This window comes from Haloferula sp. BvORR071 (genome assembly GCF_000739615.1).
In the GTDB taxonomy this organism is placed as follows: domain Bacteria; phylum Verrucomicrobiota; class Verrucomicrobiia; order Verrucomicrobiales; family Akkermansiaceae; genus Haloferula.
In genome coordinates this window covers 92,599-119,414 of sequence record NZ_BATP01000060.1, presented here as the reverse complement: position 1 = coordinate 119,414, position 26,816 = coordinate 92,599, and the positions used below count along the sequence as shown (strand labels likewise).

The 26,816-nt window shown below is 62.6% G+C and carries 19 protein-coding genes; 12 read left to right on the top strand and 7 right to left on the bottom strand.

The genetic code is table 11. The features are described 5' to 3' along the window. Positions 1–277: 277 nt before the first annotated feature. From BV071_RS30890 to BV071_RS30880, 3 genes are read left to right on the top strand one after another with little or no spacing between them, the layout of a single operon-like run. Positions 278–1,846, top strand: coding sequence for a hypothetical protein (locus tag BV071_RS30890; protein ID WP_265595116.1), 1,569 nt, complete (start codon positions 278–280; stop codon positions 1,844–1,846). Beyond that, complete coding sequence (locus BV071_RS30885; RefSeq protein WP_035615857.1) at positions 1,843–3,621, top strand: hypothetical protein; 1,779 nt, start codon at positions 1,843–1,845, stop codon at positions 3,619–3,621. Before BV071_RS30890 ends, BV071_RS30885 begins: the two co-directional genes overlap by 4 nt. After that, on the top strand, positions 3,618–4,502 hold the full coding sequence (locus BV071_RS30880) for a hypothetical protein (protein WP_035615855.1): 885 nt from the start codon (positions 3,618–3,620) through the stop codon (positions 4,500–4,502). The genes BV071_RS30885 and BV071_RS30880 overlap by 4 nt, the downstream gene beginning before the upstream one ends. A 116-nt stretch (positions 4,503–4,618) precedes the next feature. Here BV071_RS30880 and BV071_RS34005 read toward each other — a convergent pair whose 3' ends face one another. From BV071_RS34005 to BV071_RS30865, 3 genes are all read right to left on the bottom strand, one after another. Then, a complete protein-coding gene (locus tag BV071_RS34005) occupies positions 4,619–8,008 on the bottom strand; it encodes a serine/threonine-protein kinase (RefSeq protein WP_052574087.1) in 3,390 nt (1,129 codons plus the stop codon). After that, on the bottom strand, positions 8,005–8,616 hold the full coding sequence (locus BV071_RS30870) for an ECF-type sigma factor (protein WP_075091060.1): 612 nt from the start codon (positions 8,614–8,616) through the stop codon (positions 8,005–8,007). Before BV071_RS30870 ends, BV071_RS34005 begins: the two co-directional genes overlap by 4 nt. A 179-nt stretch (positions 8,617–8,795) precedes the next feature. Next, on the bottom strand, positions 8,796–9,521 hold the full coding sequence (locus tag BV071_RS30865; RefSeq protein ID WP_265595115.1) for a hypothetical protein: 726 nt from the start codon (positions 9,519–9,521) through the stop codon (positions 8,796–8,798). A gap of 181 nt (positions 9,522–9,702) precedes the next feature. Between BV071_RS30865 and BV071_RS30860 the strand changes: the two genes are divergently transcribed. Both BV071_RS30860 and BV071_RS30855 read left to right on the top strand, forming a co-directional pair. Beyond that, positions 9,703–10,680 carry an ABC transporter ATP-binding protein gene (locus tag BV071_RS30860; protein ID WP_035615851.1) on the top strand — a complete coding sequence of 326 codons (978 nt, stop codon included), beginning with the start codon at positions 9,703–9,705 and terminating at the stop codon, positions 10,678–10,680. Between the two features lie 103 nt (positions 10,681–10,783). Beyond that, on the top strand, positions 10,784–11,665 hold the full coding sequence (locus BV071_RS30855; RefSeq protein ID WP_035615849.1) for a PIG-L family deacetylase: 882 nt from the start codon (positions 10,784–10,786) through the stop codon (positions 11,663–11,665). 172 nt (positions 11,666–11,837) lie between these two features. Here BV071_RS30855 and dnaN read toward each other — a convergent pair whose 3' ends face one another. Both dnaN and dnaA read right to left on the bottom strand, forming a co-directional pair. Then, positions 11,838–12,935, bottom strand: a complete 1,098-nt coding sequence (gene dnaN, locus BV071_RS30850; RefSeq protein WP_035615847.1) for a DNA polymerase III subunit beta — start codon at positions 12,933–12,935, stop codon at positions 11,838–11,840. 131 nt (positions 12,936–13,066) lie between these two features. After that, positions 13,067–14,497, bottom strand: a complete 1,431-nt coding sequence (dnaA, locus tag BV071_RS30845; protein WP_052574086.1) for a chromosomal replication initiator protein DnaA — start codon at positions 14,495–14,497, stop codon at positions 13,067–13,069. A gap of 459 nt (positions 14,498–14,956) precedes the next feature. Between dnaA and BV071_RS30840 the strand changes: the two genes are divergently transcribed. From BV071_RS30840 to BV071_RS30825, 4 genes are all read left to right on the top strand, one after another. Continuing rightward, positions 14,957–16,615, top strand: a complete 1,659-nt coding sequence (locus BV071_RS30840) for a sodium/solute symporter (RefSeq protein WP_035615845.1) — start codon at positions 14,957–14,959, stop codon at positions 16,613–16,615. Between the two features lie 9 nt (positions 16,616–16,624). Beyond that, positions 16,625–16,867, top strand: a complete 243-nt coding sequence (locus BV071_RS30835; RefSeq protein ID WP_035615843.1) for a hypothetical protein — start codon at positions 16,625–16,627, stop codon at positions 16,865–16,867. Between the two features lie 177 nt (positions 16,868–17,044). Then, positions 17,045–17,812, top strand: coding sequence for a 3-deoxy-manno-octulosonate cytidylyltransferase (gene kdsB, locus BV071_RS30830; protein ID WP_265595114.1), 768 nt, complete (start codon positions 17,045–17,047; stop codon positions 17,810–17,812). Continuing rightward, positions 17,809–19,425, top strand: coding sequence for a CTP synthase (locus tag BV071_RS30825; protein ID WP_035615840.1), 1,617 nt, complete (start codon positions 17,809–17,811; stop codon positions 19,423–19,425). Before kdsB ends, BV071_RS30825 begins: the two co-directional genes overlap by 4 nt. Here BV071_RS30825 and BV071_RS30820 read toward each other — a convergent pair. Next, positions 19,419–19,889: a hypothetical protein gene (locus BV071_RS30820; protein WP_035615837.1), complete on the bottom strand. Its 471-nt coding sequence runs from the start codon at positions 19,887–19,889 to the stop codon at positions 19,419–19,421. The two genes, BV071_RS30825 and BV071_RS30820, sit on opposite strands and share 7 nt — an antisense overlap. On the opposite strand from BV071_RS30820, the gene BV071_RS36030 reads away from it, so the two are divergent. The 3 genes from BV071_RS36030 (at position 19,888) to BV071_RS30805 (ending at position 24,954) form a co-directional block, all read left to right on the top strand. Then, positions 19,888–20,256: a hypothetical protein gene (locus BV071_RS36030; protein ID WP_035615835.1), complete on the top strand. Its 369-nt coding sequence runs from the start codon at positions 19,888–19,890 to the stop codon at positions 20,254–20,256. The two genes, BV071_RS30820 and BV071_RS36030, sit on opposite strands and share 2 nt — an antisense overlap. Further along, positions 20,253–21,440, top strand: coding sequence for a TIGR03862 family flavoprotein (locus BV071_RS30810; protein WP_035615833.1), 1,188 nt, complete (start codon positions 20,253–20,255; stop codon positions 21,438–21,440). The genes BV071_RS36030 and BV071_RS30810 overlap by 4 nt, the downstream gene beginning before the upstream one ends. Before the next feature lie 199 nt (positions 21,441–21,639). After that, positions 21,640–24,954, top strand: coding sequence for a discoidin domain-containing protein (locus BV071_RS30805; protein WP_265595113.1), 3,315 nt, complete (start codon positions 21,640–21,642; stop codon positions 24,952–24,954). A gap of 187 nt (positions 24,955–25,141) precedes the next feature. Here the strand turns inward: BV071_RS30805 and BV071_RS34000 are convergent, their stop codons facing one another. Then, on the bottom strand, positions 25,142–26,803 hold the full coding sequence (locus BV071_RS34000) for an endonuclease/exonuclease/phosphatase family protein (RefSeq protein ID WP_265595112.1): 1,662 nt from the start codon (positions 26,801–26,803) through the stop codon (positions 25,142–25,144). Positions 26,804–26,816 lie beyond the last annotated feature (13 nt).

Sequence of the window (26,816 nt, the reverse complement as noted above, 5' to 3'; positions counted from 1 at the left end):
TGCGTCAACCTTGGGTCTTTTCATATTAGGGACCTGCGCCGCCCTTATCGGAGGATATTGCCGTTTCTGCAGAGCTTGGGACGAGGCGAGCCATTGGAACAGTTTGGAGTGAGAAGGAGGCAGAACTCCCGCTTGTCTGCATGATGGACAAGAAGTCCCGGTGAATAATCCGTGAGGGACAATCGTTCATTGTGAATGAAATTGACAGCCCGAGCAGGCCTCGGGCCTGTTATGCGAGAACCTGACTCGCCCTGTCTCGTCCCCTTTCCTCCTTGCCGTGAAAAGCAAACCCATTGCCCTGTTTGCAAGATGTTGCATCACCGGTCTCGCACTGGGTTATGGTGCGAAGAAGTTCAGCGGTGGGAGCGGTGACGCTTCGCCGCCAAGTGCAGCGGATTCCTCTGCGAGTAAAAGCGGCAGCAAGGAGCGAGGCTCCGACAAACCCGCCGCGCCAAGCCAGGTGGATCTCGCCAAGGAAATCCCTAACGCCACCAGTTTGCGCTCCACGGAAACCCTGGAGTCGCTCAAGGCGGACAACACGGATCTCTATGCCCGGCTGGCGCTATGGATGGTGGATGCAAGCCAGGAAGACATCGCCGCCTACTGGCAATTCTATCGCAACCAAAAGGACCGCAGCAATGACATCAATGATGTGATCTTCATCAACTGGGCGCGGATCGATCCATTGGCAGCGACGGCGGCGGCGAAAGGCACTCCCGACGAACACTACGCGTGGTGGGCATGGTCCTGCCATGACCCCAAGGCCGCGCTGGATGCCGCGATCGCGACCAATCCCGACCGGATCAACAACGTGACCTGGGGCATCGGCGAATTTCATCCGGACTGGGTGCTGAAGCACTTCGACGAGCTACCGGAGGGCGGCCGCGACAATGCACTGCAAGGCATGGCAAAGTGGGATGACCGCGAGCATCCGGAGGAGATCATGAATTTCCTGAAGGAGAAGGGCTACGGCTTCCACAGCCGTCTCTTCAAGGTGCTGAGCGTGCGCGATCCATGGGCGGCCTACGATTGGCTTCAGAAAAACCAGGGCGGCGACGACGAAGGCTATCGTGGGAGTAGCGACTCCTTGATGACTTCCTTCGTGAGCTCACTGGCGCTGTATCACCCCGACGTACTGGCCCGGATCGCCGAGACCACACCACCCGGGGAGATGCGGCGGAAGATGGAGGACAAGGCCTTCAGCAGCTTGCTCAAGGTGGATCTGGAAGCCGCGATCACGCAGGCCGAAGAAACCAAGGGACCGGCAGTGGCAGCGCAGCGCTTGGCGGATGTCGGTGCCGCCGTGGCAAGGACGGATCCCGAGCGGGCCTTCGGACTCGCCAAGCGCCTGTTCGAGGTCTGCCCGAATCCATGGGAGCTGGGAGCACGGCTAGTCAGCCCCGGCGGGGGCTACACCCGTTGGGGTTCCGGCGAGAGCCAGCAGGCAGACGCTCTGCTCGGGGCTCTGGTCACGGCAGATCCGCAGCGGGCGATGGAACTTGGCGCCGGCCCTGAAACCCAAACGCTATTCGGACGGACAGCATCACTCTGGGCACAGCGGGATCCAGAAGCCTATGCCAACTGGGTCGAAGGGCAAAGCTCTCCAGCGAAGAAAGACCAAGGGACTGCAATCCTGGTCTATCAGCTGATGAATGAAGAGAGCTACGCCGAGGCTGCGGAATGGGCTGGCAGCATGAGTCATCACGGGGACAACCAGATCATCAATGTGGTCGCGAACTGGGCCCAGCGCGATCCCGAAGCCGCGCGGGCCTGGATGGGCAGCGCGCAATTGTCGGATCAAGTCCGCCAAGCTCTCGAAGGCTATCTGAACCGCCCCAACCGATGAAAGCGAACCCGCGCACACCATTCCGCTTGCTGGCCTGTGCCGGCTTCATCGGCGCTGCCTGTGCCGGCTGGCAACTGGCCGGAGGATCATCGGCCGCCAGTGCAACGACGTCTAACAGCGGCACCGAGGCCAGGAGTTCCAAGGCGGCCTCCCGCACGGAGCGCAGCGTGAGGGAGTCTGGTCCCCCACCCCAGGCGCGCCGCCAGATCGCGGCGATCCGCGGCATCAGTTCATCCAAGGAACGAATGCAGGCGACGATCGCGCTCGCCTATAGCCTGCCCGCTTCAGAGCTGGGCGACTGGATCGACCGGCGCTGGTTTCAATCCGAGCCGGGTTTCGACCTCACGCTGTTCAACAAGATCGTGAACCAGCGCTGGCAGACGGAAGATCCGCAGGGCAAGCTCAAGCTGGCGATGGAGGCGGGTGAAGGCTACTCGATGGGAGCCGTCGAGTCTTGGGCCAAGCAGGATCCGGCGGCCTTGCTCGCCTACTTCAAGGAGAACCCGAATCCCAATCTGGAGTATCAATCACTGCAAGCGATCGCGAAGGCGAACCCGACATTGGCACTCACCCGACTGCGCGAGCTGATCGCCAGCGGCAGTCCCGACAACTCCGGCTACTACGGAAACGAGGCGCTGCGCGAGATCGCGGCCAAGGCCCCGGAAGCACTCGCAGCCGCACTGAATGGCCTACCCAAGAACCTGCGCCTGCAGGCCGAGGGGATGCTCCTTGGCAAGCGGCTGGAGTCCGATCCCACGGGAGAACTCCGCGCCCTCATGCAGCGGCCCGATGGCTTGACGGCGCTGGAGCGGGCCTTCAACACCAGTGGTGATCCGGGGAAGATCAGCGACGTGATCCTGTCCGATCTCACCGCACTGCCGGAGCAGTGGCGCGGGCAGCTCGGCCGGATCGCGGACAACCTGATCAATCCCGACAACGCCGAGAAGTGGTTCCGCAGCGACTTCGCCGCGGCGGGCTTCACGGAGGACCAGGTCAAGAACTTGAAGCAGACGGCCATCCGCAATCTCAGCTATCAGAATCCCGAGCAGGCGCTGAAGCTGATGGGAGAGATGGAACTCGACCCGAAGGTCCGCGAGAACATGCTGAGGAATCTTTTCTCCTACGGGCACGATGCGGAGAAGAACGAGAAGATGCTGGCCTTGCTCAGCAGCGATGCGGAGCGGGAGACTGCCCAAAAGTGGCTCGATCGATCCTCCGGTCGCTCGGAGGAGGTCAAAGCGGAGACTCCCTCGGAGTGGCTGGAACAGATTCAGAACTACGATCCGGCCAAGGGAAACAGCTATCGCTACATGAGCATCCTTGCTCAATGGGACAAGGACAAGCTGGCCGAGGTCGCCTCTGGATTCCGCACACTGCCAGCGGACAAGAAGATGGGAGTCGCGACGATCCTGGCCGGAGACGACAACAACTCGCGCGGGGATCCCTCGCTGCGGGGCGAGGCGATCCGATACCTGATCTTGAACGAAGCGCCGGCCAAGCCGGAGGAAGCGCAGGCGAATGATCCCTTCGCCTCCAGACCGCAGAATGCAACTCACTATGCCTCCAGTCTCGCAGTTCAGTGGGGCATCAAGGATCCCGAGGCTGCGAGCCAGTGGGTGCAAGGCTTGCCGGAGGGCAATGCCAAGCTTTGGGCGCAGAAAAACTTGGCGGCGAACTGGGCGCAGTATGATCCTGATGGGGTGCAACGCTGGCTTTCATCCTTCCCCGCGGCATCGCGCAGCGAAGTGGAGAAATTCATGAAGGAACCGCAATGAGACGACTGCTGCCACTGCTGTTGCTGACGCTGGTTACCACCGCTTTTGGCGATGAGCCGCAGGTGTGGGAGAGCCGCGATGGGCAGACCTTTACCGGTGACTTCCTGGCGATCCGTCCGGGCAAGGTCTATGTGCGCGGCAAGGACAAGAAGATCGTGGCCATCCCGATGGCCAAGCTGACCGATGCCTGTCTGGCAGAGGCCGCTTACTTGCAAGCAAAGCTCGGCGCCTGGGCAAAGGCACAAGTGGAGCGCAAGGCGATGAATGAAGCGACCGCGTGGGCGGTGCTGATGCTGGAGCCGCAAGCGCTCAGCGGGAAGAGCTTCCTGGTAGAGGCGACTTTCGGCGAGGCGGTGCCGGGCGAGAAGAATCGCCCGGCGAAGGGACCGAAGGTGGGCTTCCGGACCGACTGGGGCATCGAGTGCCAAGCGGACTTCACGGGGCACGGCGAGTTGGTCGTGAAGCCGGATGCCGTTTATGGTGACATTCCCGCCGGTGCGCCGGCCGATGAGGTGAGTTCGCGGAATGCGACGATGCTGCTTGGACCCCGACAGGTGGTGTACGTGCAAGCGAAGGCGAACGGCGGAAAGATCGTCGGCGGGCTGACGGTGACACCGGAGGAATTTGCCAAGGGGCGCGAGGCCGATGGCGCGGCGGCAGTGGAGTATGAGAAGGAGATCACGCTTCAGCGGATCGCAGTGATGGAAGAGCAAATTCGCACCGGCATGAGCGTGAAGCCCGGAGTGGAGATCCCGGGTGCAGACGGCAAGGCACTGGTTCTGTCGTCGCACAAGTTCAGCGAGGAGGAGCTCGCTGCGATCAAGGCAGAGCTGGCTTGGCTGCAGGGGAAGAAGACGGGAGAATTCCTGCCGAGCCGCTGAAAGGCTAACGCTGTCCTAGCCACTGCAGCACCGGTGATCACCGTGGAGCCGCAGGATCAGGCGGTCGAAAGTGGGGAAAATGGTGCGCTGTCCGTGACGACGACGGGCGCAACTTTTCACGACTCGGATGCCGGCAAGGCCACCCGCTGAAGGAGCGGGAGATTGAAGGGCGGGAAGGACCGCATCGTAGACCAATCCAATCCCATCTTGAGCAAGTTGGCCCGCACGGCATCAAGCTTCCAGAAGAAGACCCCTCCGGATGGGCTCACCGTAATCATCAGCCGTCCATCGGGATCGAAGCAGAGCGGCGTCTCACGGTCGAAGTCGGGACTGCAAACCTCTTGGAGGGAAGCGACATCGATCACCTTGAGCTCGGCCCGGTGATAAGCGATGATCAACACGGTGGGACGCGGGCTGAAGCAAACGATCCCGCTGGTGCCTCCCATCTGGCTCGGGATTTCGCGCTCCTGCTCCCAGGTGCCGGTTTTCCAGAAGCGATAGGCGTCGCTATCACAGGTCACCAGATGCGGGCTGTGGGGAGAGAAGGCGACTCGCGCCGCGCCACGGACCCGCAGGTCAATGGGAGCAGCGGTATGGTCCATCGGCCAAACACGCACGCCATCACCCTGGGCGGTTCCTGCTGCCACCCACCGACCATCCGGACTGAAAGCGCAGTGGGCCACCTCCGCCGGTGACGGAAGACGCTTGGCTTCTCCGCCGCCCTTCAAATCCAGGATCCAGATTCCCGCAGGCTCGCTGCGCCCGCGGCCGCTTGCAGCGACAGCGAGCTGCGCGCCGTCCTTCCGTAGGGCAAGCTGCTCACAAGACTCCAGCGCCCCGATCGCATCCGGAGCCAGAAAGCGGATCACGGATTCGCCGTAAGCCTCCTCCTCAATCATCCGGTAACGATGCACCCCGCTGGCGGAGCCCACGAACAGCGAATCATCCGAGAAGGCGAGACCGCGGGCATGATCCACCTTCAGGTGAGCAAGCTGGCGTCCCTCGCGGTTCCAGAAGCGGACACCATCATCACCGGAGGTCGCCAAGAGGTCGCCCTTGGGATTCCAGGCTCCATCCGCGACGCCACGGTCCCCGGAATGTCTGCGCCCGCGATAGCACACATCGCCACCGACCGCTTCCATGACCTTGAATACGCCGCCACCCCGGGTCAGCACGAACACACGCGAGTCCTTCTCAACTAACTCTAGATTGCAGCCCCTGCCGAGATACATGCCCAAGTGGGTTCCTTGGAAGGGGTCCCACAAGCGCATGGTGCCGTCGCCAGCCTGGGACAAGAGCAATCGCCCATCCGGACTCCACGCCACGGAATCCACCGCAGCCGTGTGACCCAAAACCCCCGCCAGCTCCAGCGGCGGCGAGGACCAATCAAGATCATGCCAAACTCGCAGCGCACGATCCGTGCATCCCACCACCAGTGAATCTTCCTTGGAACTCCATGCGACCGACAAGGCGGAATAAGCCAGGGAGACAACCTGCGCCCCACTGGCGACATCCAGGATCCGGACAGCTCCCGCTGCCTTCGGCGTGGTGGCGAAGCAAGCTGCGATCCATCTGCCGTCCCTGCTCACGGCCAAAGCTTGGGGAAGGCTCCCGAGGGGAATCTGTTGGAGTTGCTTTCCCGTAGCCTGATCCGCCACGACGAGAGTGCCATCCGGGCGAGCGATGGCGCAACGGCGGCCGCCGGGAAAAAAGGCCAAGGCGCGGTTCACACCCGGCCCCAAGTCACATGGCGGCAGATTACCGGAGCAGTCCCACAGCCTCGCTTGCCACTCCGGCCCGGAGCCATACGCGGCAGCCAGGCGGGTGCCATCCCCACTGAAGAGCAGGATGCGGCTGACCGGCAGGCCCTGTCCGGGAAGCTCACGCTGCAACTGGTGATCGGGATAGCCGTGAATGGAGATCCGCCCATCCGGAAAAGTGGTCGCATAGCAGGAGAAAGCCGGAGCCACCGCCACCATCTCAGTGGACTCCGGATCCGCTTTCCACTCGTTCACCGCACGCATGTCCGCAATCGCGAGGCACGCTATGGTGGAGTCCCTCAAGCGCTTCATATTTGCCGGCGAATTGCTTTCCGTCGTGATCGCAAAGGCCTTCTGCAGGGCATCCAGGGCAGCAAAGCGGCGACCGAATTTAGGGCTCCAGCGCAGCGCGTTGGCCTCTTCCATGAGCGATTGCCAGGTGCGCCTTTCCGCTTCGATCCGGCGCTCACGGGCTGCCTTCTCCTTGTTCGCAGCGTCAAGATACAGCAAGGTCATACCGATCGCCGCCACGAAGAACACCGCGACGAAGACAATCGTCCACGCCGCGGCAAAGCGATGGCGCTTGGCGAACTTCGCAATCCGGTAAGTCGCGGAGGGAGGCGAGGCCGATACCGGCTCATCGTCGAGAAAGCGGCGCACATCCAGCGCGAGGCCATTCGCAGTCTGATAGCGGCGGGTGCGATCCTTTTCGAGCGCTTGCATCACCACCCAATCGATCTCTCGGCTCACCGCTTCCTCACGGCACCACGGAGCGGCTGCCTCCTGCTGGCGGCGCTGTGCCACCCGCGAACTCGGCTTGAGCGGCTTCTCCTCGCGGATCATCCGCTGCATGTCGGCGAAGCCGGTCCTGCGTAAGGTCGCCGGATCCAGCGGCGTGGAACCGGTGAGCAACTCATAGAGCAGGACCCCCAGCGAATAGATATCGCTGCGCGTATCCACATCCAACACGTTCAGCTCTGCCTGTTCCGGACTCATGTACTCCGGCGTCCCGATCATGCGACCGCATACCGTCATCACCGTGGCGCCGGTCAACTCCATCGACATCGCCTCCGCAATCCCGAAGTCGATCACCTTGACCGCCGGCCTGCCATCACGGGTGCCAACCAAGATGTTAGATGGTTTCAGATCACGGTGGATCACGCCCTTCTGATGGGCGTGCTGGACCGCGGCAGCCACATCGATGAAGAGCTCCAGGCGCCGTCTCCGGTCGAGCTCGTGCTCGGCGCAGTATCGGGTGATCGGCATGCCATCCACCAGTTCCATCACGAAGTAGGGACGCCCGCTGTCAGTGGCCCCACCATCATAGACCCGCGCGATGTGCGGGTGGTCCATCAGGGCCAGCGCCTGGCGCTCGACCTTGAAGCGGGCCAGCACCTCGCGGGTATCCATTCCGAGCTTCACGATCTTGAGCGCCACCTTGCGCTTCACGGGCTCCAGTTGCTCCGCCAGCCAGACCCGGCCGAAGCCGCCCTCACCGATCATCTCGCAGAGGCGGTAGCGGTCGATACGATCCCCGGGTTGCTCAGCGGGAGATTCATTCTCCGGGATGATCCGCGGCTCGAGAAAGGACTCTGCCGCCAGATGGGCAGAGATCAGCGACTCGATCTCCTGCCGCAGTCCGGAATTCCCGGCACAGGCTTGATCAAGGAAGGCCGAACGTTCTCCCGGGTCGCCGATCTCGAGGGCCTGACAGAGCACCTGTTCCAGCGATGTCGAAGAAGTCATGACGATGACGGGTGATCGGGTGGCTGGATTGCCTCCAAGGTGGTGGCGTCCTTGAGCTCGCGATAGAGCCAGGCCCGCGCATAGACCCAATCGCGTTTTGCGGTTGCAGGCGAGATGCCGAGAACGTCGCCGGCATCCTCAATGGTCATGCCCACGAAGTAGCGCAGCTTCACCAGTTCGGCCTTGCGCGGTTCCAGCACGGAGAAGCGATCCAGGATTTCATGCACCGCGAGCACTTCATCGGAATCTTCCACTGGCGAGACGATGGCGTCTTCCACCCAATCGGTACGTGCCAGTTCTCCACCGTGTTTGACGCATTGCCGGCGCCGCGCCCGGTCCACCAGGATGCGGCGCATGGTCTCGGCCGCCGCCGAGAAGAAGTGGGCCTTGCCATCCCAGCGACTCTCACCCGGTGATAGCCTCAGGTAGGCCTCATGCACCAGGGCGGTCGCTTGGAGCGTGCCAGGCGAGGCTTCATTGCCCAAGCGCCAGCCGGCCAGACGGCGCAATTCATCATAGACCAGCGGGACCAGTTGCTCCGCGCCATGCAGGTCCGTCCCGGTCTCAGCCGGTTTGCCCTCCCTCGCGGCTGATGACGGCTCGCTCATACGCGGAGCCGTCGGGACGGTGGCGAGCTGGGAGGCTTGGGCGCTTTCCGACTCCGCGGCTGAATTCCGAATTTCACAACCGGGCATTATGCCCGAATTTCGCGCAGTGTCGAGAAATGTCCGCTTCCGCTCAACCGACCAAGAGCAAGAGCGCGAGCAACTTGTAAGGATTTGTAAAGCTAGCGCCACAGGCGGGATTGGAAGGACATTTGGGCATAGGCCGACCAAGTCGCAGAATCCACCCGGCCATCCGGGAAGGCCCTGACCCGCCGGACAATCCCCTCCCCGTTGTTCTTGGAGACGACCATCACATCCATGTAGGTTGCAGGTTTCCGGCTTTCGGCGATCTCGCTCCCCACGCGCTGGGTGAAGCCAAGCCCAAGCAGCGCCACAGCCGGCGGCAGGAGGAATACCACCCCCTCCCCCATCCCAGCCGCCGTGCTCACCATCTCGAGGGACGCCTCATCCCACTGGTTCGGTTCCTGCAGTCGATTCGCGTAGGCGGGGGTAGGCTCATACTGGACGACGTAGGAGCTATCCGGCCGGGCATGAAAAACCAGGTCCACCTCCTGCCCGCCTCCTTGGGGCCAATTGTAACCAATCCTCACGGAATTGCGCCCGGGCCTCAATACCACCTCATCCTTGCGAACCGGAATCCGGTTCACTGAGACCACATGGATGCCCTTGATGCGGTCGCGCTTACCGCGATCCGGGGTGGCATCGAGCACCGCAAGCCCGGCCGGAGCGCGGCTGCCGGTGGAGGAACTGCAAGCGGACAAGGCGACTGCAATGGCAGCCGTCAGCAGCGCGTGACTCAGGACATCCCGCTTGGGTGAGAGGTCCCGGATAGGAGATGGATGGCCTCCCCGTCCGCCCACTGCTGAAGGGGAATGTTTGGTTTTCATGTTGGTGTCTCCGATTGGAGCTCACTCATCCATGCGAGATCGCGCAGCCGATTGGCTCATCGCTTGACCGATCCTGTTGGCGGCGGCAGGAGGTCTGGCCAAGCCGCACGGGAACTCAATTCGGGTGGCGAAAAATGTATCGCGGGGAGGAACTTGGCGTGTTTTGAGTTTGGCAGTTCACATGCCGCTCCTTGACGTCCGCCATCTGACCACCCGCTTCCACACCCGCAACGGAGTCGTCCACGCGGTGGAAGACGTTTCCTTCTCGGTGGAAGCCGGACAGACCCTAGGGATCGTGGGCGAGTCGGGCTCCGGCAAGTCGGTGACCTGCTATTCGCTGCTGGGCCTGATCCCGCAGCCGCCGGGGCGGATCGAGGGCGGTTCGGCGATGTTCGGCGGGGTGGATCTTTTGAAGGCCAGCGAGCGCGAGCTGCGGAAGATCCGCGGCAAGCGGATCGCGATGATCTTCCAGGATCCGATGACCTCGCTGAATCCCTACATGAAGATCCGCGACCAGCTCATCGAGCCGCTGGAGCTGCACGAGGGGCTGAAAGGCAACAAGGCTCTCGATCGCGCGATCCAATCGCTGGCGGAGGTCGGCATTCCGGAGCCGGAGCGGCGGATCGAGTCTTACCCGCACGAGTTCTCCGGCGGCATGCGCCAGCGCGTGATGATCGCGATGTCGCTGATCACCCGCCCTGAGCTTCTGATCTGCGATGAGCCGACGACCGCCCTGGACGTGACGGTGCAGAAGCAGGTCCTGGACCTGATCCGCGAGCGTCAGCGCACACTCGGCACCGCGGTGATCTTCATCACCCACGACCTCGCGGTGGTGTCGGAAGTCTGCGATCACGTGAATGTGATGTACGCGGGCCGGATCGTGGAGAGCGCACCGAAGGGCGAGCTGTTCTCGCGGCCGCTGCATGCCTACACCCGCTCGCTACTGAAGAGCATCCCGGCGATCCACAAGAAGGGCGAAGAGCTTTACACGATTCCCGGGCTACCTCCGGATCTGGCAAACCCACCGGCGGGCTGTGCCTTCCGGCCGCGGAATACTCTGGGCAAGTCCGAGCTGTGCCTGACCGATCGCCGGCCGCAGTTGGCGGATCAGGGGCATGAACACTTCGTGCAGGATTGCCCCGGATGTCTGGCCCGGTGAGCTAGGCTCGATTGAGGCGTGCTGGTGACAGCAGGGAACCGTCCTTGGTGGTGGGCCTCACTGCTAGCTTCCGCGTTCTCTCGAACGCGTTTACGCTGTCGCCATGAAGGCGATGTTCGTCCACGCGCACTACGACGACTACGAGTTCACGGCCGCTGGCACCTTTGAACTCTGGCGGCAGCGGGACGCGGACTTCCGTGGGCGGGTGGTGGTTTGCACGGATGGCTGCGCGGGGCACCACTTCCACACGCGAGAGGAGACCGGGCGGATCCGGCTGGCGGAGCAGGTGGAATCGGCACGGCTCGGTGGCTACGAGTTCAAGCCGCTGCGGCTCCCGAATGGCATGATCCCGCGCGAGGCCTGCTTGCAGGGGACCCTGGAGCTCTATGCCGCCTTGTGGAGGGCGGTCCGGGATTTCGAGCCGGACTATCTGTTCTGTCCACCCTTGGCGACAGATCCGCTGGTGGGGATTCACAACGACCACCAGACCGTGGCCGAGGCGGTGCGACGCGTGGCCTACATGATCAATGTGCCGCACGCCTTCACGCCGGAATATCCGGAGGATGAGACGGCGTCAGTCCCCTGCAAGGTGCCGGTGATCGTGAATGTGCACGACTCCTACATGTCCGGGGCCAACGCGTGTGATCTGGCGGTAGATGTCGAGGAGGTCTTCGACACGGTCGCGCGGCTGGCGTGGTGCCATCAATCGCAGATCCGCGAGTGGCTGCCCTGGGTAGGAAGACATCACTTGAGTCCGCCGGCGGATTTGGAGGAATGGAGTGCTGCACTGAGAGAGCGGTTTGAGAGGAAGAACCGGGAGCTGGGGCTACCGGGCGGAAGAGCGACAGAGGTCTTCCGGATCACGGCTTGGGGTGCGGTGCCAACGCTCGAGGACATATTGAGGGACTTCCCTCCCCTGCTTGAAAACGGGCCGGGCTTGGATCAACTGGCCCAGCGTTTAGCTCGCTGGCGCGGCGAGCCGTAGCGGAATGGCTGCGCCATTCCGGCCGGGGAAGTCCCCGAACAAAAAAGCAATGACGCTTCCTCTGGCGTGGTCGCTCCAAGTCGGAACAGCTGCGCCACTCTCCTCCAAAAACGAACAAGGGAAGCACCGCAAAGCAGCGCCTCCCTTGTTGGAAAGATTTGTGGAGTCAGGCTCAGCCCGTCACACGCATCGGCATGATGACGTAGAGGAAGCTGCCGTCGATGCGGATGACACCCGGGCTCATCTCGTCGATGAGGTCGAGGTAGACGGTCTCGCTTTCAAGGTTGCGGAGCGGGGCCATGAGGAACTCCGGGTTGAAGGCAATCTGCATCGCCTTGCCGGAATACTGGACCTCCATGGTTTCGCGGGCTTCACCGACGTCCGGTGAGTTGGCGGTGACTTCCACGCTGTTCGCGCCGAAGACCAGCTTCACCGAGTTCGACTTGTCCGAGGACAGAAGGGAGACGCGGCGCACGGTATCGAAGACCGACTCGCGCGGCAGCTCGACGCGCTCGGTCGAGTCACCCGGGATCACCTGGCGGTAGTTCGGGTAGTTGCCTTCAATCAGCTTGCTGATCAGCAGGTGGTCGCCGATCGAGAAGGAGATCTGGCTGTCGCTGAGGCGGATCAGGACTTCGCCGGTGTCACCCAGCAGGCGCTGGAGCTCCTGCACGGCCTTGGTCGGCACGATGACGTCGGTCTCGTGGCTGGCCGGGAAGTCGAGGTCGTTCTCGACCATTGCGAGGCGGCGGCCGTCGGTGGCGACGAGCGTCAGCTTGCCTTCGCGGAAAGAGGTGTAGATGCCGTTGAGGACGTAGCGAGTCTCGTCGGTCGAGATCGCGTAGGAGGTCTTCTTCAGGCCGTCGCGCAGGAGCTGCTGCGGCATGCGGAATTCCTTGGCACCTTCGAAGTCCGGGAGCGGCGGGAAGTCATCTTGGCCGAGGCCGATGATCTTGAAGAAGGACGGGCCGCTTTCGATCGAGGCGATGTTCTTCGCATCCACCGTGATCTGGACCTCGCTGGCGGGAAGCTCCCGGACGATATTGACCAGACGCTTGGCCGGGAGGGTGGTCGCCCCTTCCTTCTGCACCGTGGCTTCCACCGAACCGGTGATGCCCACGTCAAGGTCGGTGGTGGTGAAGGTCAAGCGACCGTCTTTTGCCACCAGCAACACGTTCGAAAGGATGGGCAGGGTGGTCCGGGTGCTGACCACGTGCTGGACCTTCTGGAGACCTTCCAGCAGGGCTTCTTTGGAGATACTGAACTTCATGGGGAAACGGAGAACGCGTTGGCTGGCGTGGATGCTCTCCGCTTTGTCCGACCCTTGGCAAGCCATTCTAGCGGGAATGCCAAGGATCTGCCCCGGCCGGGAAATTTTTAAAATTTCCCGGCGGTTTCCCCTTAGCGTTTGAGGCCGCTTTCGATGACTCCGATGGCGTCCCGCGCCGAGCTGTCGGTCTCCAGGTGGCCCTGGATCTTCTTGCAGGCGTGGATGACCGTGCCGTGGTCCCGGCCGCCGAAGGCCTCGCCAATTTCCATCAGCGAGTTCTTGGTCATGGTCCGGCTCAGATACATGGCAATCTGGCGCGGGTAGGCGATGCTGGCAGGGCGCCGCTTGCTGGTCATGTCGGCCAGGCGGATGTCGAAATGGTCGGCCACGGCCCGCTGGATCGTGTCGATCGTGATCTGCTTGCCAGCCTCCTCCCGGAGGAGGTCGCGGAGAAGGTGCTCAACGCGCTCCTCAGTGACCCGCTCGCCGGCCAGCGAGGCGTAGGTGGCGACGCGCATGAGCGCGCCTTCGAGGCGGCGGACGTTGCTCTTGATCCGCTCCGCGAGGAAACGGATGATGCCTTCGTCGACCTTGACCTTCCACTCGTCGCGCTTCTTGCCGAGAATGGCGAGGCGGGTCTCGAAGACCGGCGGCTGGAGCTCCACCGTGAGGCCACACTCGAAGCGCGAGATCAGGCGCGGTTCGAGGTTCTTGATCTCGCTTGCGGGCTTGTCGCTTGTCAGCACGACTTGGCAGCGCCCGTCGAGCAACGTGTTGAAGGTGTGGAAGAACTCTTCTTGCGAACGCTCCTTGCCGCCGAGGAACTGGACGTCGTCCAGCAGCATCAACTCGGCGTTGCGGTAGCGCTTGCGGAAGCGCTCCAGGTCGCCCTTGCGGACGGCATCAATGAACTCGTTGGTGAACTTCTCGCAGGTCAGGTAGACCACGCGGGAAGCAGGCACACCCTTGAGCCAATGGTGGCCAATGGCCTGCATCAAGTGGGTCTTGCCGAGGCCCGAGCCGCCATGAATGAAAAGCGGGTTGTAGCCCGGGCCCTTGCGCTTGGCGACGGCCTCGCAGGCCGCCTGCGCGAACTGGCTGTTGGCCCCGACGACGAAGGATTCAAAGGTGTAGTTGTGGTTGAGGCCAGCGGCCTTGAGGCGCTTCTCGAAGCTGACATCGCCACCCACCGGTGAGGATGCCGCGGGCGCGGCCTCGATCGCCAAGTCGGCATCGTCGCCAGCCGGGCTCGCTTCCTTCACTGCCGGCAGGTCGTCTTCCACCACCAGCTTCACCCCCAGCACGCCCTCGATGGACTCCGTCACGGCGGAGGCCAGTTCCGGCATGTAGTTGGTCTCGATCCACACCAGATGGATCTCGTTCGGGACCGCCACCACCGCGCGGGAATCCTCCACCGCAACCAAACGAGACGAGCCGAACCAACGTTGCAGGGCATCCTTGCTCACCAAGCGCCCCAGCGCTTCACACACTTCTTCCCACTGCGCCACCACGGTGATCGATCCTTCCTCAGCAGCCACCTCGATCTCCTCCTCCAATTCCATGATTCTCACGTTTCTCGCGTAAAGGTTTTCCGTCCCGCGTCTGCCCCAGGGAGTGGGCGCGGACGGAGGCAAGAGGTAACGTGATCCGGTGAGTCTGGGGACTGTTTTTTTAAAGGCTCTAACAGCTCATCGGCGGACGGCCCTTTTCCACAGGCGTTCCACGATTTTAAAAACTTCACGCTTGACCACCTAGGAAGTTAAATTCCCTGAAGTAACCGGGGTCATCAAGGTTACGAAAATACCTTTAAAGCACTCAAAATCAATGGATTTCAGTTTTAGGCTAACACTTGAACTTCCGTGAAGAGCGCGTGAAGTTTTTGCAAATCCTTGCAACTGAACGCCCCCTCCATGGTGGGTCTTTCAATTGTAAAAAATTGCAGGACACCGCGCTCATTTTGCTTCCCTCCGGGGCAAGCCTTTCTCTTGTCGGCGGGAACTCAGCGGGAAACACTCGCCCACATGTCCGGAGCCGGCCTCGACCTCGCCATTATCGTCATTTACTTCGTGGTGATCATCGGGATCGGCCTCTACGCGTCGCGGGGCCAGAAGACGATGGAGACCTACGCGCTGGGCAACCGCTCGATGCCGTGGTGGGCGGTGCTGGCCTCGATACTGGCCTCGGAGATTTCCGCCGGGACCTTTTTGGGAACTCCGAGCGAAGGCTATTCGAGCCGGAACTTCCTCTACGCGCAGCTGGTGATCGGCACGATCATAGCACGCCTGCTCGTGGCCGGGATCTTCATCAAGCCCTTCTACGACCTGAAGGTGGTGAGCATCTACGAGTTCCTGGAAATCCGCTTCGGCAAGATCACCCGGCGCCTGGCATCCTTCGTCTTCCTCCTGACCCGATCATTGGCCAGCGGCTCGCGGATCTATGTGGCTGCAATCCTTCTGGTTCTGGCTTGGGAGGTGATGCACCCCGAATTCCTGACCTTGGAGCCCGCGGCGCGCTTCCAGCAAGAACTGACGATCTACATCGGCGCGGTGATCGTCCTCACCTTCATGACCGCCCTCTACACCACCTTCGGCGGCATCAAGGCGGTGGTGTGGACGGATCTGATCCAGGTGACGCTGATGTTCGGCTCCGCGGCCTACGTTTTCTTCTGGTTGCTGGGGAAGACCGGCGGCTGGGATGGCTTCGTCTCCTCGGTCACCCAACCGGCCTTCATCAGTTCCGGCACCGACGCGGCCAAGTCGGTGGGACAGAACGTCAAAAGCGTGCTGGAACAGGAATACACGCTCTGGGCAGCATTGCTGGGATCAGTCTTCACCACCCTGGCGACCCACGGCACCGACCAGGACATGGTGCAGCGGATGCTGACCTCGAAGGACCACAAGCGCGGGCAGAAGGCGGTGATCCTTTCCGGACTGATCGACCTCCCGGTGGTGCTCGGCTTCCTCGCGATCGGGATCCTGCTGTTCCGTTACTACGATATTCACGTCGACCGGCGGCCCGAACACGACCCGGGGATCTTCGCGTGGTTCATGGTGCACGATCTGGCACCGGGCTTGCGCGGCTTGCTGGCCGCGGGCCTCTTTGCCACCGCGATGGGCTCGCTGAGCACGGCGCTGAATGCCTTGGCCACGACCTTCACCAAGGACTGGTACGTGGGCTACTTCCGGCCGGCGGCGACCTCCAACGAGCAATTTCGGGTGGCGCGCCTATCCACCATCGGTTTCGCGATTTTCCTGGCCCTGATCGGGATCGCCACCGCGTGGATCAAGCTGAAGAACCCGGATCTGCGGATCATCCCGATCGTGTTGGGCAGCTTTGGCTACACCTATGGCTCGCTGCTGGGGGTCTTCCTGATCGGGATGCTCACCAAGACGCGGGGCAATTGCACCGGCAACATGATCGCAATGTTGGCCGGTTTCCTAGTGGTGGCGGTGCTGACGGACCTGCCGAACGATGTGTGGAAAATGGTGGTCAACCACCAGGGCTTGATCACGCTTCCCGACGGAACCCAAAAGATGGCGGCCCTGCCCGCCTACAAGCTTCCTGACTGGATGCCGGTGATTGAATTCCCGTGGCGGATCATGTTCGGCACGCTGACAACCGTGCTGGTCGGCCTCTGCTTCCCGCGCAAGGGTGCCGCCTACGTTCCCCAAACCCTCTAAACCCAATCCATGCACGACGACCTCGCCGATCTTCTCTGCCGCCGCCGCGACATCATTTCAGACCACGAATTCCGCGACCGGGACACGCTGGGGCACTTGGAGGCGCTCAAGGAGGTGTCCGAGGCCATCGCAGCTTGGCAGGTGGCGCATGCAGCGGAGATCGATGCGCGGTTGGGGCACTTCCTGACGAATGCGTCCTTCGACAAGGCTTTGGTGTATTTGGAATCCGAGGGGACTTGGAAGGGGCATTGAGGTCTTCAACCTCGAATTTGAGATTTGAAATTCTGGGTCTGGAGGACGAGCCGCGGGCTCAAACGAACGTTGAAGCGGATGAACAGCCTCGCTCCCGCAAGGCTCTGCAGGGAATTTTGACACAGCTCTTGCGGTTCGGGAGAGCGGGGCCTTACTGTCGCGGGCAGAGCATTTTCCGTGAGTTCCGAAGCGAGCGCCATCCACATTATCGGTATACTCCCAGCGCGCTGGGGTTCCTCCCGCTTCCCCGGAAAGCCGCTTCATCTCATCGCCGGGAAGCCGCTAGTGCAGCACGTCTGGGAGCAATGCCGGAAGTGCACGCGACTCGATGACCTCTTCATCGCGACCGATGACGAGCGGATTTTCGCCGCGGCGGAGGCCTTCGGGGCGAAGGCGGTGATGACCTCGCCGGACCATCCGACCGGCACCGACCGGATCGCGGAGGCGATGAGGGCGATCCCGGCGGCGACGCATATCGTGAACATTCAGGGCGACGAGCCGCTGATCGATCCGACGCTGGTGGATGAGCTGGCGGCCACGATGGCTGCCGATCCGACGCTAGACATGGCAACCGCGGCAAATCCGCTCGATCCTAACGATCCGGCGGTCCAAGACCCGAATGTGGTCAAGGTGGTCACCGCGCTGGACGGCCGGGCGCTGTATTTCTCCCGCTCTCCCCTGCCCTATTTCCGCAATGCAGTGGACGGGCTGCCGGTCTACCGGCACAAGGGGATCTACGCATATCGCCGCACTTTCCTTGAGCGCTTCGTGACCTGGCCGCCATCTCCGCTGGAGCGGGCCGAATCGCTCGAACAACTCCGCGCGCTGGAAAACGGCGCGTCGATCAAGGTTTTACCTACCAGCGACACCTCCCCCGGTGTCGACACTCCCGAACAAGCCGCCTACGTCGAAGCACTCCTCACCAGCCATTCTCTAGTCCCATGAAATACATTTTCGTCACCGGCGGCGTCGTCTCCTCTCTCGGCAAGGGTCTTGCCGCAGCCTCAATCGGCGCTCTGCTCGAGCATCGCGGCCTCAAGACGCTGATGCAGAAGTTCGACCCCTATCTGAACGTCGACCCCGGCACCATGTCCCCCTACCAGCACGGTGAGGTGTATGTGCTGGACGACGGCGCGGAGACCGACCTGGACCTAGGCCACTACGAGCGCTTCACCTCCGGGGTGATGTCGCGCATGAACAACATGACCTCCGGCCAGGTCTTCGACGCGGTGATCAAGAAGGAGCGCCGCGGCGACTACCTCGGCAAGACGGTGCAGTTCATCCCGCACGTCACGGATGAGATCAAATCGCGCATCCACAAGGTCTCCGAGGACAACCCGTCCGTGGACGTGCTGATCACCGAGATCGGCGGCACGGTCGGCGACATGGAGGGCCTGCTCTTCATCGAGGCGCTGCGCCAGTTCGCGCTGGAAGTCGGCAAGGACAATGTCTGCTTCATCCACGTGACCCTGCTGCCCTACATCAAGGCGGCGGGCGAAGTGAAGACCAAGCCGACCCAGCAATCGGTGGCGAAGCTGCGCGAGCTCGGCATCCAGCCGGACATCATCATCTGCCGCACGGAGGCCGACCTCGACGAGGACAACCGCCGCAAGATCGCGATGTTCTGCAACGTCGAGAAGAAGAACGTGGTGGCCTTCCGCGACGTCGCGCACACCATCTACGAGTGCCCGCTCGACCTGCGCCGCGACAAGATCGACCGCCTGGTGGTCGACCGTCTCGGCCTCGGCCATACGCCGGCTCCCGCGCTGGAAGATTGGGAAACTTTCGTGCGCCGGGTGATCCATCCGAAGCACAAGGTGACGATCGCGGTGGCGGGCAAGTACATCGAGCTGCAGGACGCCTACAAGTCGATCTACGAGTCCCTGATCCACGCCGGCGCGCATCACGACACCAAGGTGAACATCGTGCGCGTGGAAGCCGAGGCTATTGAAGACCACGGCGCGAAGGCAGTGATCGGCGAAGTCGACGGCATCCTCGTTCCGGGTGGCTTCGGCGACCGCGGCATCGAGGGCAAGATCCAAGCCGCGCAGTACGCCCGCGAAAACAACATCCCTTACTTCGGCATCTGTCTCGGCATGCAGATCGCGACCATCGAATTCGCGCGCAATGTCTGCAAACTGAAGAACGCGAACTCCACCGAGTTCGACAAGAGCACACCCTTCCCGGTGATCTGCCTGCAGGAAGAGCAGAAGGGCGTGGAGGACATGGGCGCGACGATGCGTCTAGGCTCTTGCGAGAGCATTCTCTTGGCCGGAACCAAAGCCTCCGACCTCTATAACGGCGCGGATCGCATCCACGAACGCCACCGTCACCGCTACGAGTTCAACTCCGATTTCCAGGACAAGCTCCAGGAGTCCGGTCTGGTGATCTCATCGGTCTCCGCGAAAGAAGGCTTGGTCGAGATCATCGAACTGCCGCAGCACCCCTTCTTCGTGGGGGCGCAATTCCACCCGGAATTCCAGTCGAAGCCGAACAAGCCGCATCCGCTGTTCGCCGGCTTCGTGAAGGCATCGCTCGACCGCGCCCAGATTCAGTAACGGCCCGGGGCCGTGGCGGTGACCCGGCGGCGGTGCCAGCGGCGCGAAGGCCCCGCTGAACTACCGCCACCCCGGCCGGCCAGCTTGCGCAGGCGGATCCGTTCGTCCTCATGTTGGTTCTTGGTGCGGGCCAGCATCAGGACAGCACAGACCACGGCCATCGTGATGGTGGCCAGCATCAGCGCTTGGAGCACCTCCATGGTGAGGACCTCGAAACCGAAGTCAGCCCCCGCCCAGATCGCGGCCCCGCCAATCAGGGCCGTCATGATCAATCCCATCAAGAAGAGGCTGATCACCACCGCGGAGGTCGCGAAGCCATCGGTCGGCTTCCCCGCAGCGAGCGACTGGCGCTTCGAAATCAGCGCGCAGGCCAAGGCGGGAGCGACCGTGAGACCGAGCGTCAGGAAGCCCAGCAGCGAAAGGATGAAAGCGGAGTAGCCGGTCTTCTCGTGGTTCTCTTTCATGATCAAGGGGAGAGATATCAAATTCGCGGATATCATCTCCCCGCCGGCAAAACAAGACGGGATTTTGCGCTACTCCGAGGAAGCCGGCCTATTCCGTCTCCGCGGCCTCGGGATCCGGGGCGGGCGGTTCCACCAACTTCGCACCGTGGAGCAAGCGGCAGAATTCCTTTTTGGTGAGCACATGGTGAGCCCCTTCTTTGGTCTCCAGATCGCTCATCTGCTTATAGGCGACTTCAAAACGCTCGAGCCGGACAATGCGCAGGTATTCCTTGCCCTTTTTCCACACTTGGTTCTGCTGCAGCCTCATGCCGGAAACTGCGCCATGAATCCGCCGCTGACCAGCCTCACCGTTCAAGACCCCGCATGAAGATCGCGGTGGTCGGTGGTGGACCCGCGGGATTGCGGGCGGCGGAGGTGGCAGCGGCGCAGGGTGCCACCGTGGACCTCTACGAGGCCAAGCCCTCGGTGGGCCGCAAGCTGCTGGTCGCCGGCCGCGGCGGTTTGAACCTCACCCATGGCGAGGCGATCGAAGGATTCATCGCGCGCTACTCGGGACCGGGACAGCCGGAGGGATTCTGGAACCGAGCCCTGGAGAAACTCAGCCCGGAGCAGTTGCGCGAGTGGGCCGCAGGACTCGGCATCGAAACTTTCCAACAACGCACCGGGCGCGTCTACCCGCGCGAGATGAAGGCTGCTCCCCTGCTCCGCCGCTGGGTCGAGCGCTTGAAGGCCATGGGCGTCAGCTTCCACAGCAAGCACCGCTTGATCCAGATCCTGCCGAGCTCACCCTTGCGCCTGCGCTTCGAGGCTCAGGCCGATGAGGTAAGCGCGGATGCCGTGATCCTCGCCCTGGGTGGCGGCTCGTGGTCAATCACCGGATCCGACGGCACTTGGGTCACGATGCTGCAGGAACTGGGCATCGAAGTGAATCCCCTGCGACCTGCCAACTGTGGCTGGGAGACTACGTGGCCGCAGGAAGTACTGGACGCGGCAGAGGGCTCCCCTCTCAAGAACCTCCGCGTGCGCGCTGGTGGCGTGAAGGTAAAGGGTGAACTCATGGTCACCTCCTATGGCTTGGAAGGCGGGACAATCTATCAGCTCGGCAGCGTCTTGCGCGCGATGGATCAGCCCGCAATCGAGATCGATTTCAAACCGGAGGCCACGGCGGAAGATTTGGCACGCAAGATGGAGAGCGTGAGGGGCGATATCATCACCGCCTGCCGTGAGCGCTGGAAACTCACCAAGGCAGCGCATGCCATTCTAACAAATGGAATGTCGATTGAAACGCCCCTCGAAATACTTTGCAGCCGAGCCAAGGCTTGCCCGATCCGCTTGAGTGGTCCGAGGCCGATTGATGAAGCGATTTCATCTGCCGGCGGCGTGTGTTGGAGTGAGATCGATGACAAGCTGATGCTCCGCAAATTGCCGGGCATTTTTGTCGCCGGAGAGATGATCGATTGGGAGGCGCCGACCGGTGGTTATCTCATGCAAGGATGCTTTGCCACCGGCCAGCTCGCGGCCGAGGGAGCATTGATACTGAGTGACTGTTAGCCGCTTCAAACGGAAGCGCTCTCTAACAATTTTATTAAACGCCTTGCGGCACTAAACCCGCGGGGCCGTTTCGCGCGTTACGAGCTTCTTTGGCGGGAGGGTAGCGCCTGCTTGTTAGGACCAAGGTACGGCAGACTTCGTAAATGCACGAATGCCGCATCATCTAACAGGCACTACGTTCCCCCACTCTACGACCCCGATGACGAGACAAACGACCGACCTCACCCCAAGCCGCAGCGCCACCCCGCGCGTGCGGCTTCTTCCTGCAGTGTTCGCCCTCGCCGTGACCGGCAGCGCCGTATGCCAAGCAGTGGAAGTTACCTACCAGTACTACCGCTTTACCCCCACACAGAACAATCCGACGACGCAGACCCAGACGCAGGTCTCGGAGTTCCTCTTCTATCGCCGTGGTCTCCCCATCGACCGCTCCTCAGTGGTGGTCACCGGTGGCGGTGCCAACACCCCGGAGTCCGGGGAAGGTGCTGGCAAACTCGTCGACGGACAGCTGACCACCAAGTGGTTCAGCGGCACGCGCGAAGCGGTGATCTTCAATTTCGGAGCGCCGACCACGATCGACTCCTACAATTTCGCGACGGCGAATGACGCGCTCGACCGCACCCCGAACCGCTGGCTCTTCGAAGGCAGCAACGACGGCGCGACCTGGGTGACGGTCGACAACCGCAACCTCGGTGACAACGCGGTGCCCAACACCCTCTACACCTACCGTGGTATCGTCTTCGTCGGCGGCGGCACGCCCCTGCCCGCCATTGCCAGCTACGGCACGCCGACCACGCAGATCAATGCGACCGGCCCGATCCTCGAAGCCCAGCCTTCGATCGTGAAGAACTCGCTGTCCACTGCCCTGAAGTGGAACGTGACCGGCACCACCACGAATATCACGCTGACGCCTCCGGGCAACACCGTGCTGGCCGCAGACACGCTGACGCCGATCGTGCCGCCTTCCAACGCGGACACCTACTTCACGCTCGAAGCAGTCAACGCCAGCGGCAGCACCAGCGCCTCGCACAAGCTGCGCGCTGTCCCGGGCACGACGAAGACCGCCCGCTACGTCCGCTACACCGGCACCACCCTGCGCGGCAACGGCGTCCTCACTCAGGTCGCCGAATTCGAGTTCTTCAACAACGGCACCAAGGTGCCCGTCACCGCGGTGACCAATCCGGGTGGTGACAGCGGTGGCAACGCCGCCGAAACCGTCGCCAGCATCAACGACGGCAACTACGTCACCAAGTGGCTCAACTTCAACAACCGTCCGGTCATCTTCGACTTCGGCACGCCTGCCACCTTCGATGCCTACCAGTGGACCACCGGCAACGACGCCACCGACCGCGATCCCGTGCGCTGGATCCTGGAAAGCAGCGACGACGGCGTGAACTGGAAGTTGCTCGATGCGGCCAACAACTACCCCGCTCCGAATGAGCGCCGCACCTTGACCGGCAAGCTGCCACTCTCGGGGACGGCAGTTCAATGGACCAATGCCTCGCAGAACGGCAACTGGGACACCATCACCGCCGACTGGGCACCTCCGGGCACCGCGACTCCGACCACCTACCGTAACAACGAACCGGTGATCTTCGGGACTCTTGCCGGGAACCAGGATATCTTCATCGATACTCCCGTGGCCCCCTCCTTCATCGAGGTGGATTCCAGCAACAACTACACCTTCCTTGGCAGCGAACAGATCAGCGGATTGGGTGGTCTGGTGAAGCGCGGCAGTGGTGAACTGCTGATCCTGAACACGAACAGCTTCAGCGGGCCGATCTACAACACCGGCGGTTCGCTCGCGCTTGGCAGCAGCACCGCGCTGGGCTCGCGCGATACGAACAACCGCCTCGAGCTGTCCAATGGTTCCACCCTTGATGCACAGTCTTCGCTTTCCACGCAGCGCCGCGCGCTGGTGCTGGATAGCGGCGCCACCATCAAGGTTGCGGGCGGAGCCACCTTCACCAAGGTGGGCACCTTCGACTTCTACGGCACCCTTCACAAGACCGGCGCGGGCACGCTCCGTCTCGAAGGTTACAATGGTTCGGTCGCCCCGGCGGCGGAGGATCTCGTGATCGACGCCGGCACGGTGGACTTCGGTCACAACTACTATGCGACCGGCATCATCCCCTTCGCATCTAACACCTTCCGCGCGACGGTCAATTCGCAGGGCACCTTGTTGATGAGCGCGAGCTCGCCCTTCGGCGGCTTCCATACCTACACCACGCTGGCCTACGACCAGCTCAAGGCAGTGGATGGCGGCCAAATCAGCGTCAATGCCAACCTCACCTACATGGCGACTGGTCGCACTGGTGGCCAAGGCCGCATTGCCCTGCAGGGCGGCATCTTGAACGGCGCCGGCACCTTCGAGCCGATGGTGGGCAACGACACCGAGCAGTCCACGATCAGCGCGCTGGCCAGCAGCACGACTTCGCAGATCTCCGGCACGGGCACCCTCGCCCTGAATCCCGGCAACCTGTGGATCATCACCGATGCTGGCGCGGTCCTGGATATCTCGCGCACGGTCAGCGGCGGCTACGGCATCTCCAAGGAAGGCCCGGGCGAGTTGATGATCTCCGGCGGCTCCAACACCTACTCCGGCACCGGCCTGCTCAATAACGTGGCTGGCTCCAACATGGACACCAAGATCAAGGCGGGCACCCTGACCCTCGCGAATACCGCGGGCAGTGCGACCGGCACCTCGGCGGTGATCATCTCCCCAGGCGCGACCTTGCAGGGCACGGGCAGCGCGACGGGCGCCTTCACCATTGCAGGCACCGTGGCTCCCGGAGCGGCGGGCAGCATTGGCACCTTGTCTCTGGGCAGCACCCCGCCGCCCGCGACTCCGCCCGCCGTCACCCCGCCGACACCTGTCACCGCCATCACCGGCACCTACGCTTGCCAGATCGACGGCGCAGCCAGCGACAAGCTGGTGGTGAACGGCGACCTGAACCTCACCGGTGGCACCCTCGCGGTGACTGCCACGGCACCGACCGAGGCCACCTATGTGATTGCCAGCTACGCCGGCACGCTCACGGGCAGCTTCGCTTCCACCACCCTTCCGGCGGGCTACACGCTCTTCGTGAACACGGCGGCCAAGCAGATCGAGCTCAAGCAAGCCGGTGCCACCGAGACCTACGAGCAGTGGGCAGCCAGCCTCGCTGAACCGGGACCCGATGCCGACAACGACAAGGATGGCATCCAGAATGCGATCGAGTTCGTGACCGGCTCCGATCCGTCGGTGCAGTCGCTCAGCAAGCTGCCGACCATGACCCGCAATGCGAATGGTGATCTGGTCTTCACCTTCCCGCGCACCGAGCGTTCGGTTTACCTGAACCCGGTGGTCGAATACAGCACCACGCTGAATCCGGCCTGGACGACCTTCGGCCCCGGCGTTGCCGGTCCGGTGGTGGATGGCGTGGCGACGGTGACCGCGACCCTGCCAGCCTCGCTGGCGGCTCCGGGCACCAAGCTCTTCGCCCGCCTGCGCGTGACGGTTCCGGTGACGCCCTGATCCATCCCGCTTCTATCGCAAGCCGCCACCGGGACCCTTCCGGTGGCGGCTTTTTCGTTTCGAACCCTCGGAAAGAAAATGACGAATGCAGGATTTTCGAATGTCGAATGGAGTGTGGTGAAGAAGTCTTTCCCATCCTCCAGACGATACTTCATTCGTCATTCGGGAATTCGTCGTTCGACATTACTCAAGGCCACGTGAGCTGGAAGCTGACCACCACCGAGGCGTGGTCACTGGGCCAGGTATTGGCCCGTGTGGCGCTCACGTCGTCGCCATAGACATAGCCGCGGTGCTCGACCGTATTGGTGAAGATCTCCGCGCTCACGGGAGTGGCGGGACTGCCCTTGTGGAAGACGAAGTCGATGCGGTCCTGCGGCTCGTTCGGGCTGGTGTAGATCGCTGACCAGGTGGTAGCCGGCTGTGCAACGGGATTCGGGAACAACTGGCGGAAGGAATCGGTGAGCCCGGCATTCGCCACGGCCACCGTCGCCGGCCACTGAACCACCTTGCCATAGTGGGCGGCAGAGTTCGCGGCGGTCCAGTCGAGGTGAGAGGGACAATTGAAGTCCCCGGTGAGGAAGACCGGCGCAGCATTCGCTGCCGCCAGATGGCTCGACATGTCGCTGAGGATCGAGGCGATCTGCTCGTCACGCTGCGAAGCAAGCTCCTCCGTTAGCACGCTAGCATTGGTCGAGCCGGCGCGCTTCGCCTCGTAGGGGCCGTAGTGGAGGTAGTCGAGATGGGTATTGAAGATGACCACCTCGCGCAGCGGGTTGTTGCAGAGCCGCACACGGGCACCTTTCGCCACGCCATTCGCCGCGGTGTAGGTCGCCACGATCGGGTAGCGGCTCGCGATACCGCTATCACCGGCACCGGTCGGACTGTAGTACCAGCCAAGCTCGTCGGCAATGGTCTGCACGCGATAGGCATTCGAGCCGGAGGCATTGTCCACCGTCTCCTGGGTGCCGATGATATCGACGTCCGCCTCGATGATCGAACGGATCCCCTTTGTGGCGCCTTGGTCAACCTGTCCCCAGCCGTGCCAGAGATTGTACGACATTACCCGTAATTCGCTCACCTGCTCCTGCCCTGGCTGGAAGACCTCCAGCGACATCGTCGCGGTCTGGGAATTTCCTAACAAATCAGTGGCGCGTAGCACGAAGCTGTTGTTGCCCGCATCACCGCTCGCCGGGGTCCCGGAGATCGCGCCGGAGGCCGCGACCTGCAACCAGGCGGGACCGGAGACCTTCGAAAAGCTCAAGCTGTCGCCCGGATCCGGGTCATAGGCGTAGGCCTGGACCTTGCCCGTATAGGCTTGGCCGGAGACCGCGTGGCGCTGGATGAAACTTGGCACCACCCACTTCGGCTGGGCGGGGCCGCCGGTGGGCGTCACGCTGAACTGGGCCGGTCCGGCGATCTTGGTGTAGCCGTTCGCCGCGAGGAACCAGACCTTGTAGTTGCCGGGGAGCAGAGTGGGATTGGCAAAGGTCACGCTGCCGTCCTTCAAATTTCCGCCGAGGGTCTGCGTGCCGTTGGTGTAGAGCCAATCGAGGTAAGTGCCGGTACTCGGAGTGGTAATGCTGGCCGGGAAGATGCCGATCCAGTCGTTGTTATTCCCCGGGCCGCCCTTGAAGGTCGCGGTGATGGGGCTGCCCGCCGGATAGGAAGACGCATCAAGCGTGATTGACTTCGGCGCTGCGGTGAGGGGGACGAGGAGCGCCATGGCGCCCAAGATCCCATAAGCAAGGGTTTTGATCATGGCGTCGCCATTCCGCCGCATCACGGCGATGGCGACAACAGGCAGAATCGCCGCGGGCGGTGGCAGAATCGACAGCGGGGTGCCGGTCATGCCGGCACCCGCC

What these genes read in the sequence shown, in the direction of transcription:
- BV071_RS30835 (WP_035615843.1), top strand. Translation starts at nt 16,625, where the DNA reads ATGCACGACGACCTCGCCGATCTTCTCTGCCGCCGCCGCGACATCATT.
- BV071_RS34005 (WP_052574087.1), bottom strand. Translation starts at nt 8,008, where the DNA reads ATGACTTCTTCGACATCGCTGGAACAGGTGCTCTGTCAGGCCCTCGAG.
- BV071_RS30880 (WP_035615855.1), top strand. Translation starts at nt 3,618, where the DNA reads ATGAGACGACTGCTGCCACTGCTGTTGCTGACGCTGGTTACCACCGCT.
- dnaN (WP_035615847.1), bottom strand. Translation starts at nt 12,935, where the DNA reads ATGAAGTTCAGTATCTCCAAAGAAGCCCTGCTGGAAGGTCTCCAGAAG.
- BV071_RS34000 (WP_265595112.1), bottom strand. Translation starts at nt 26,803, where the DNA reads ATGACCGGCACCCCGCTGTCGATTCTGCCACCGCCCGCGGCGATTCTG.
- BV071_RS30840 (WP_035615845.1), top strand. Translation starts at nt 14,957, where the DNA reads ATGTCCGGAGCCGGCCTCGACCTCGCCATTATCGTCATTTACTTCGTG.
- BV071_RS30885 (WP_035615857.1), top strand. Translation starts at nt 1,843, where the DNA reads ATGAAAGCGAACCCGCGCACACCATTCCGCTTGCTGGCCTGTGCCGGC.
- BV071_RS36030 (WP_035615835.1), top strand. Translation starts at nt 19,888, where the DNA reads ATGATCAAGGGGAGAGATATCAAATTCGCGGATATCATCTCCCCGCCG.
- BV071_RS30825 (WP_035615840.1), top strand. Translation starts at nt 17,809, where the DNA reads ATGAAATACATTTTCGTCACCGGCGGCGTCGTCTCCTCTCTCGGCAAG.
- BV071_RS30855 (WP_035615849.1), top strand. Translation starts at nt 10,784, where the DNA reads ATGAAGGCGATGTTCGTCCACGCGCACTACGACGACTACGAGTTCACG.
- BV071_RS30805 (WP_265595113.1), top strand. Translation starts at nt 21,640, where the DNA reads ATGACGAGACAAACGACCGACCTCACCCCAAGCCGCAGCGCCACCCCG.
- BV071_RS30820 (WP_035615837.1), bottom strand. Translation starts at nt 19,889, where the DNA reads ATGAAAGAGAACCACGAGAAGACCGGCTACTCCGCTTTCATCCTTTCG.
- BV071_RS30810 (WP_035615833.1), top strand. Translation starts at nt 20,253, where the DNA reads ATGAAGATCGCGGTGGTCGGTGGTGGACCCGCGGGATTGCGGGCGGCG.
- BV071_RS30870 (WP_075091060.1), bottom strand. Translation starts at nt 8,616, where the DNA reads ATGAGCGAGCCGTCATCAGCCGCGAGGGAGGGCAAACCGGCTGAGACC.
- BV071_RS30865 (WP_265595115.1), bottom strand. Translation starts at nt 9,521, where the DNA reads ATGAAAACCAAACATTCCCCTTCAGCAGTGGGCGGACGGGGAGGCCAT.
- dnaA (WP_052574086.1), bottom strand. Translation starts at nt 14,497, where the DNA reads ATGGAATTGGAGGAGGAGATCGAGGTGGCTGCTGAGGAAGGATCGATC.
- BV071_RS30860 (WP_035615851.1), top strand. Translation starts at nt 9,703, where the DNA reads ATGCCGCTCCTTGACGTCCGCCATCTGACCACCCGCTTCCACACCCGC.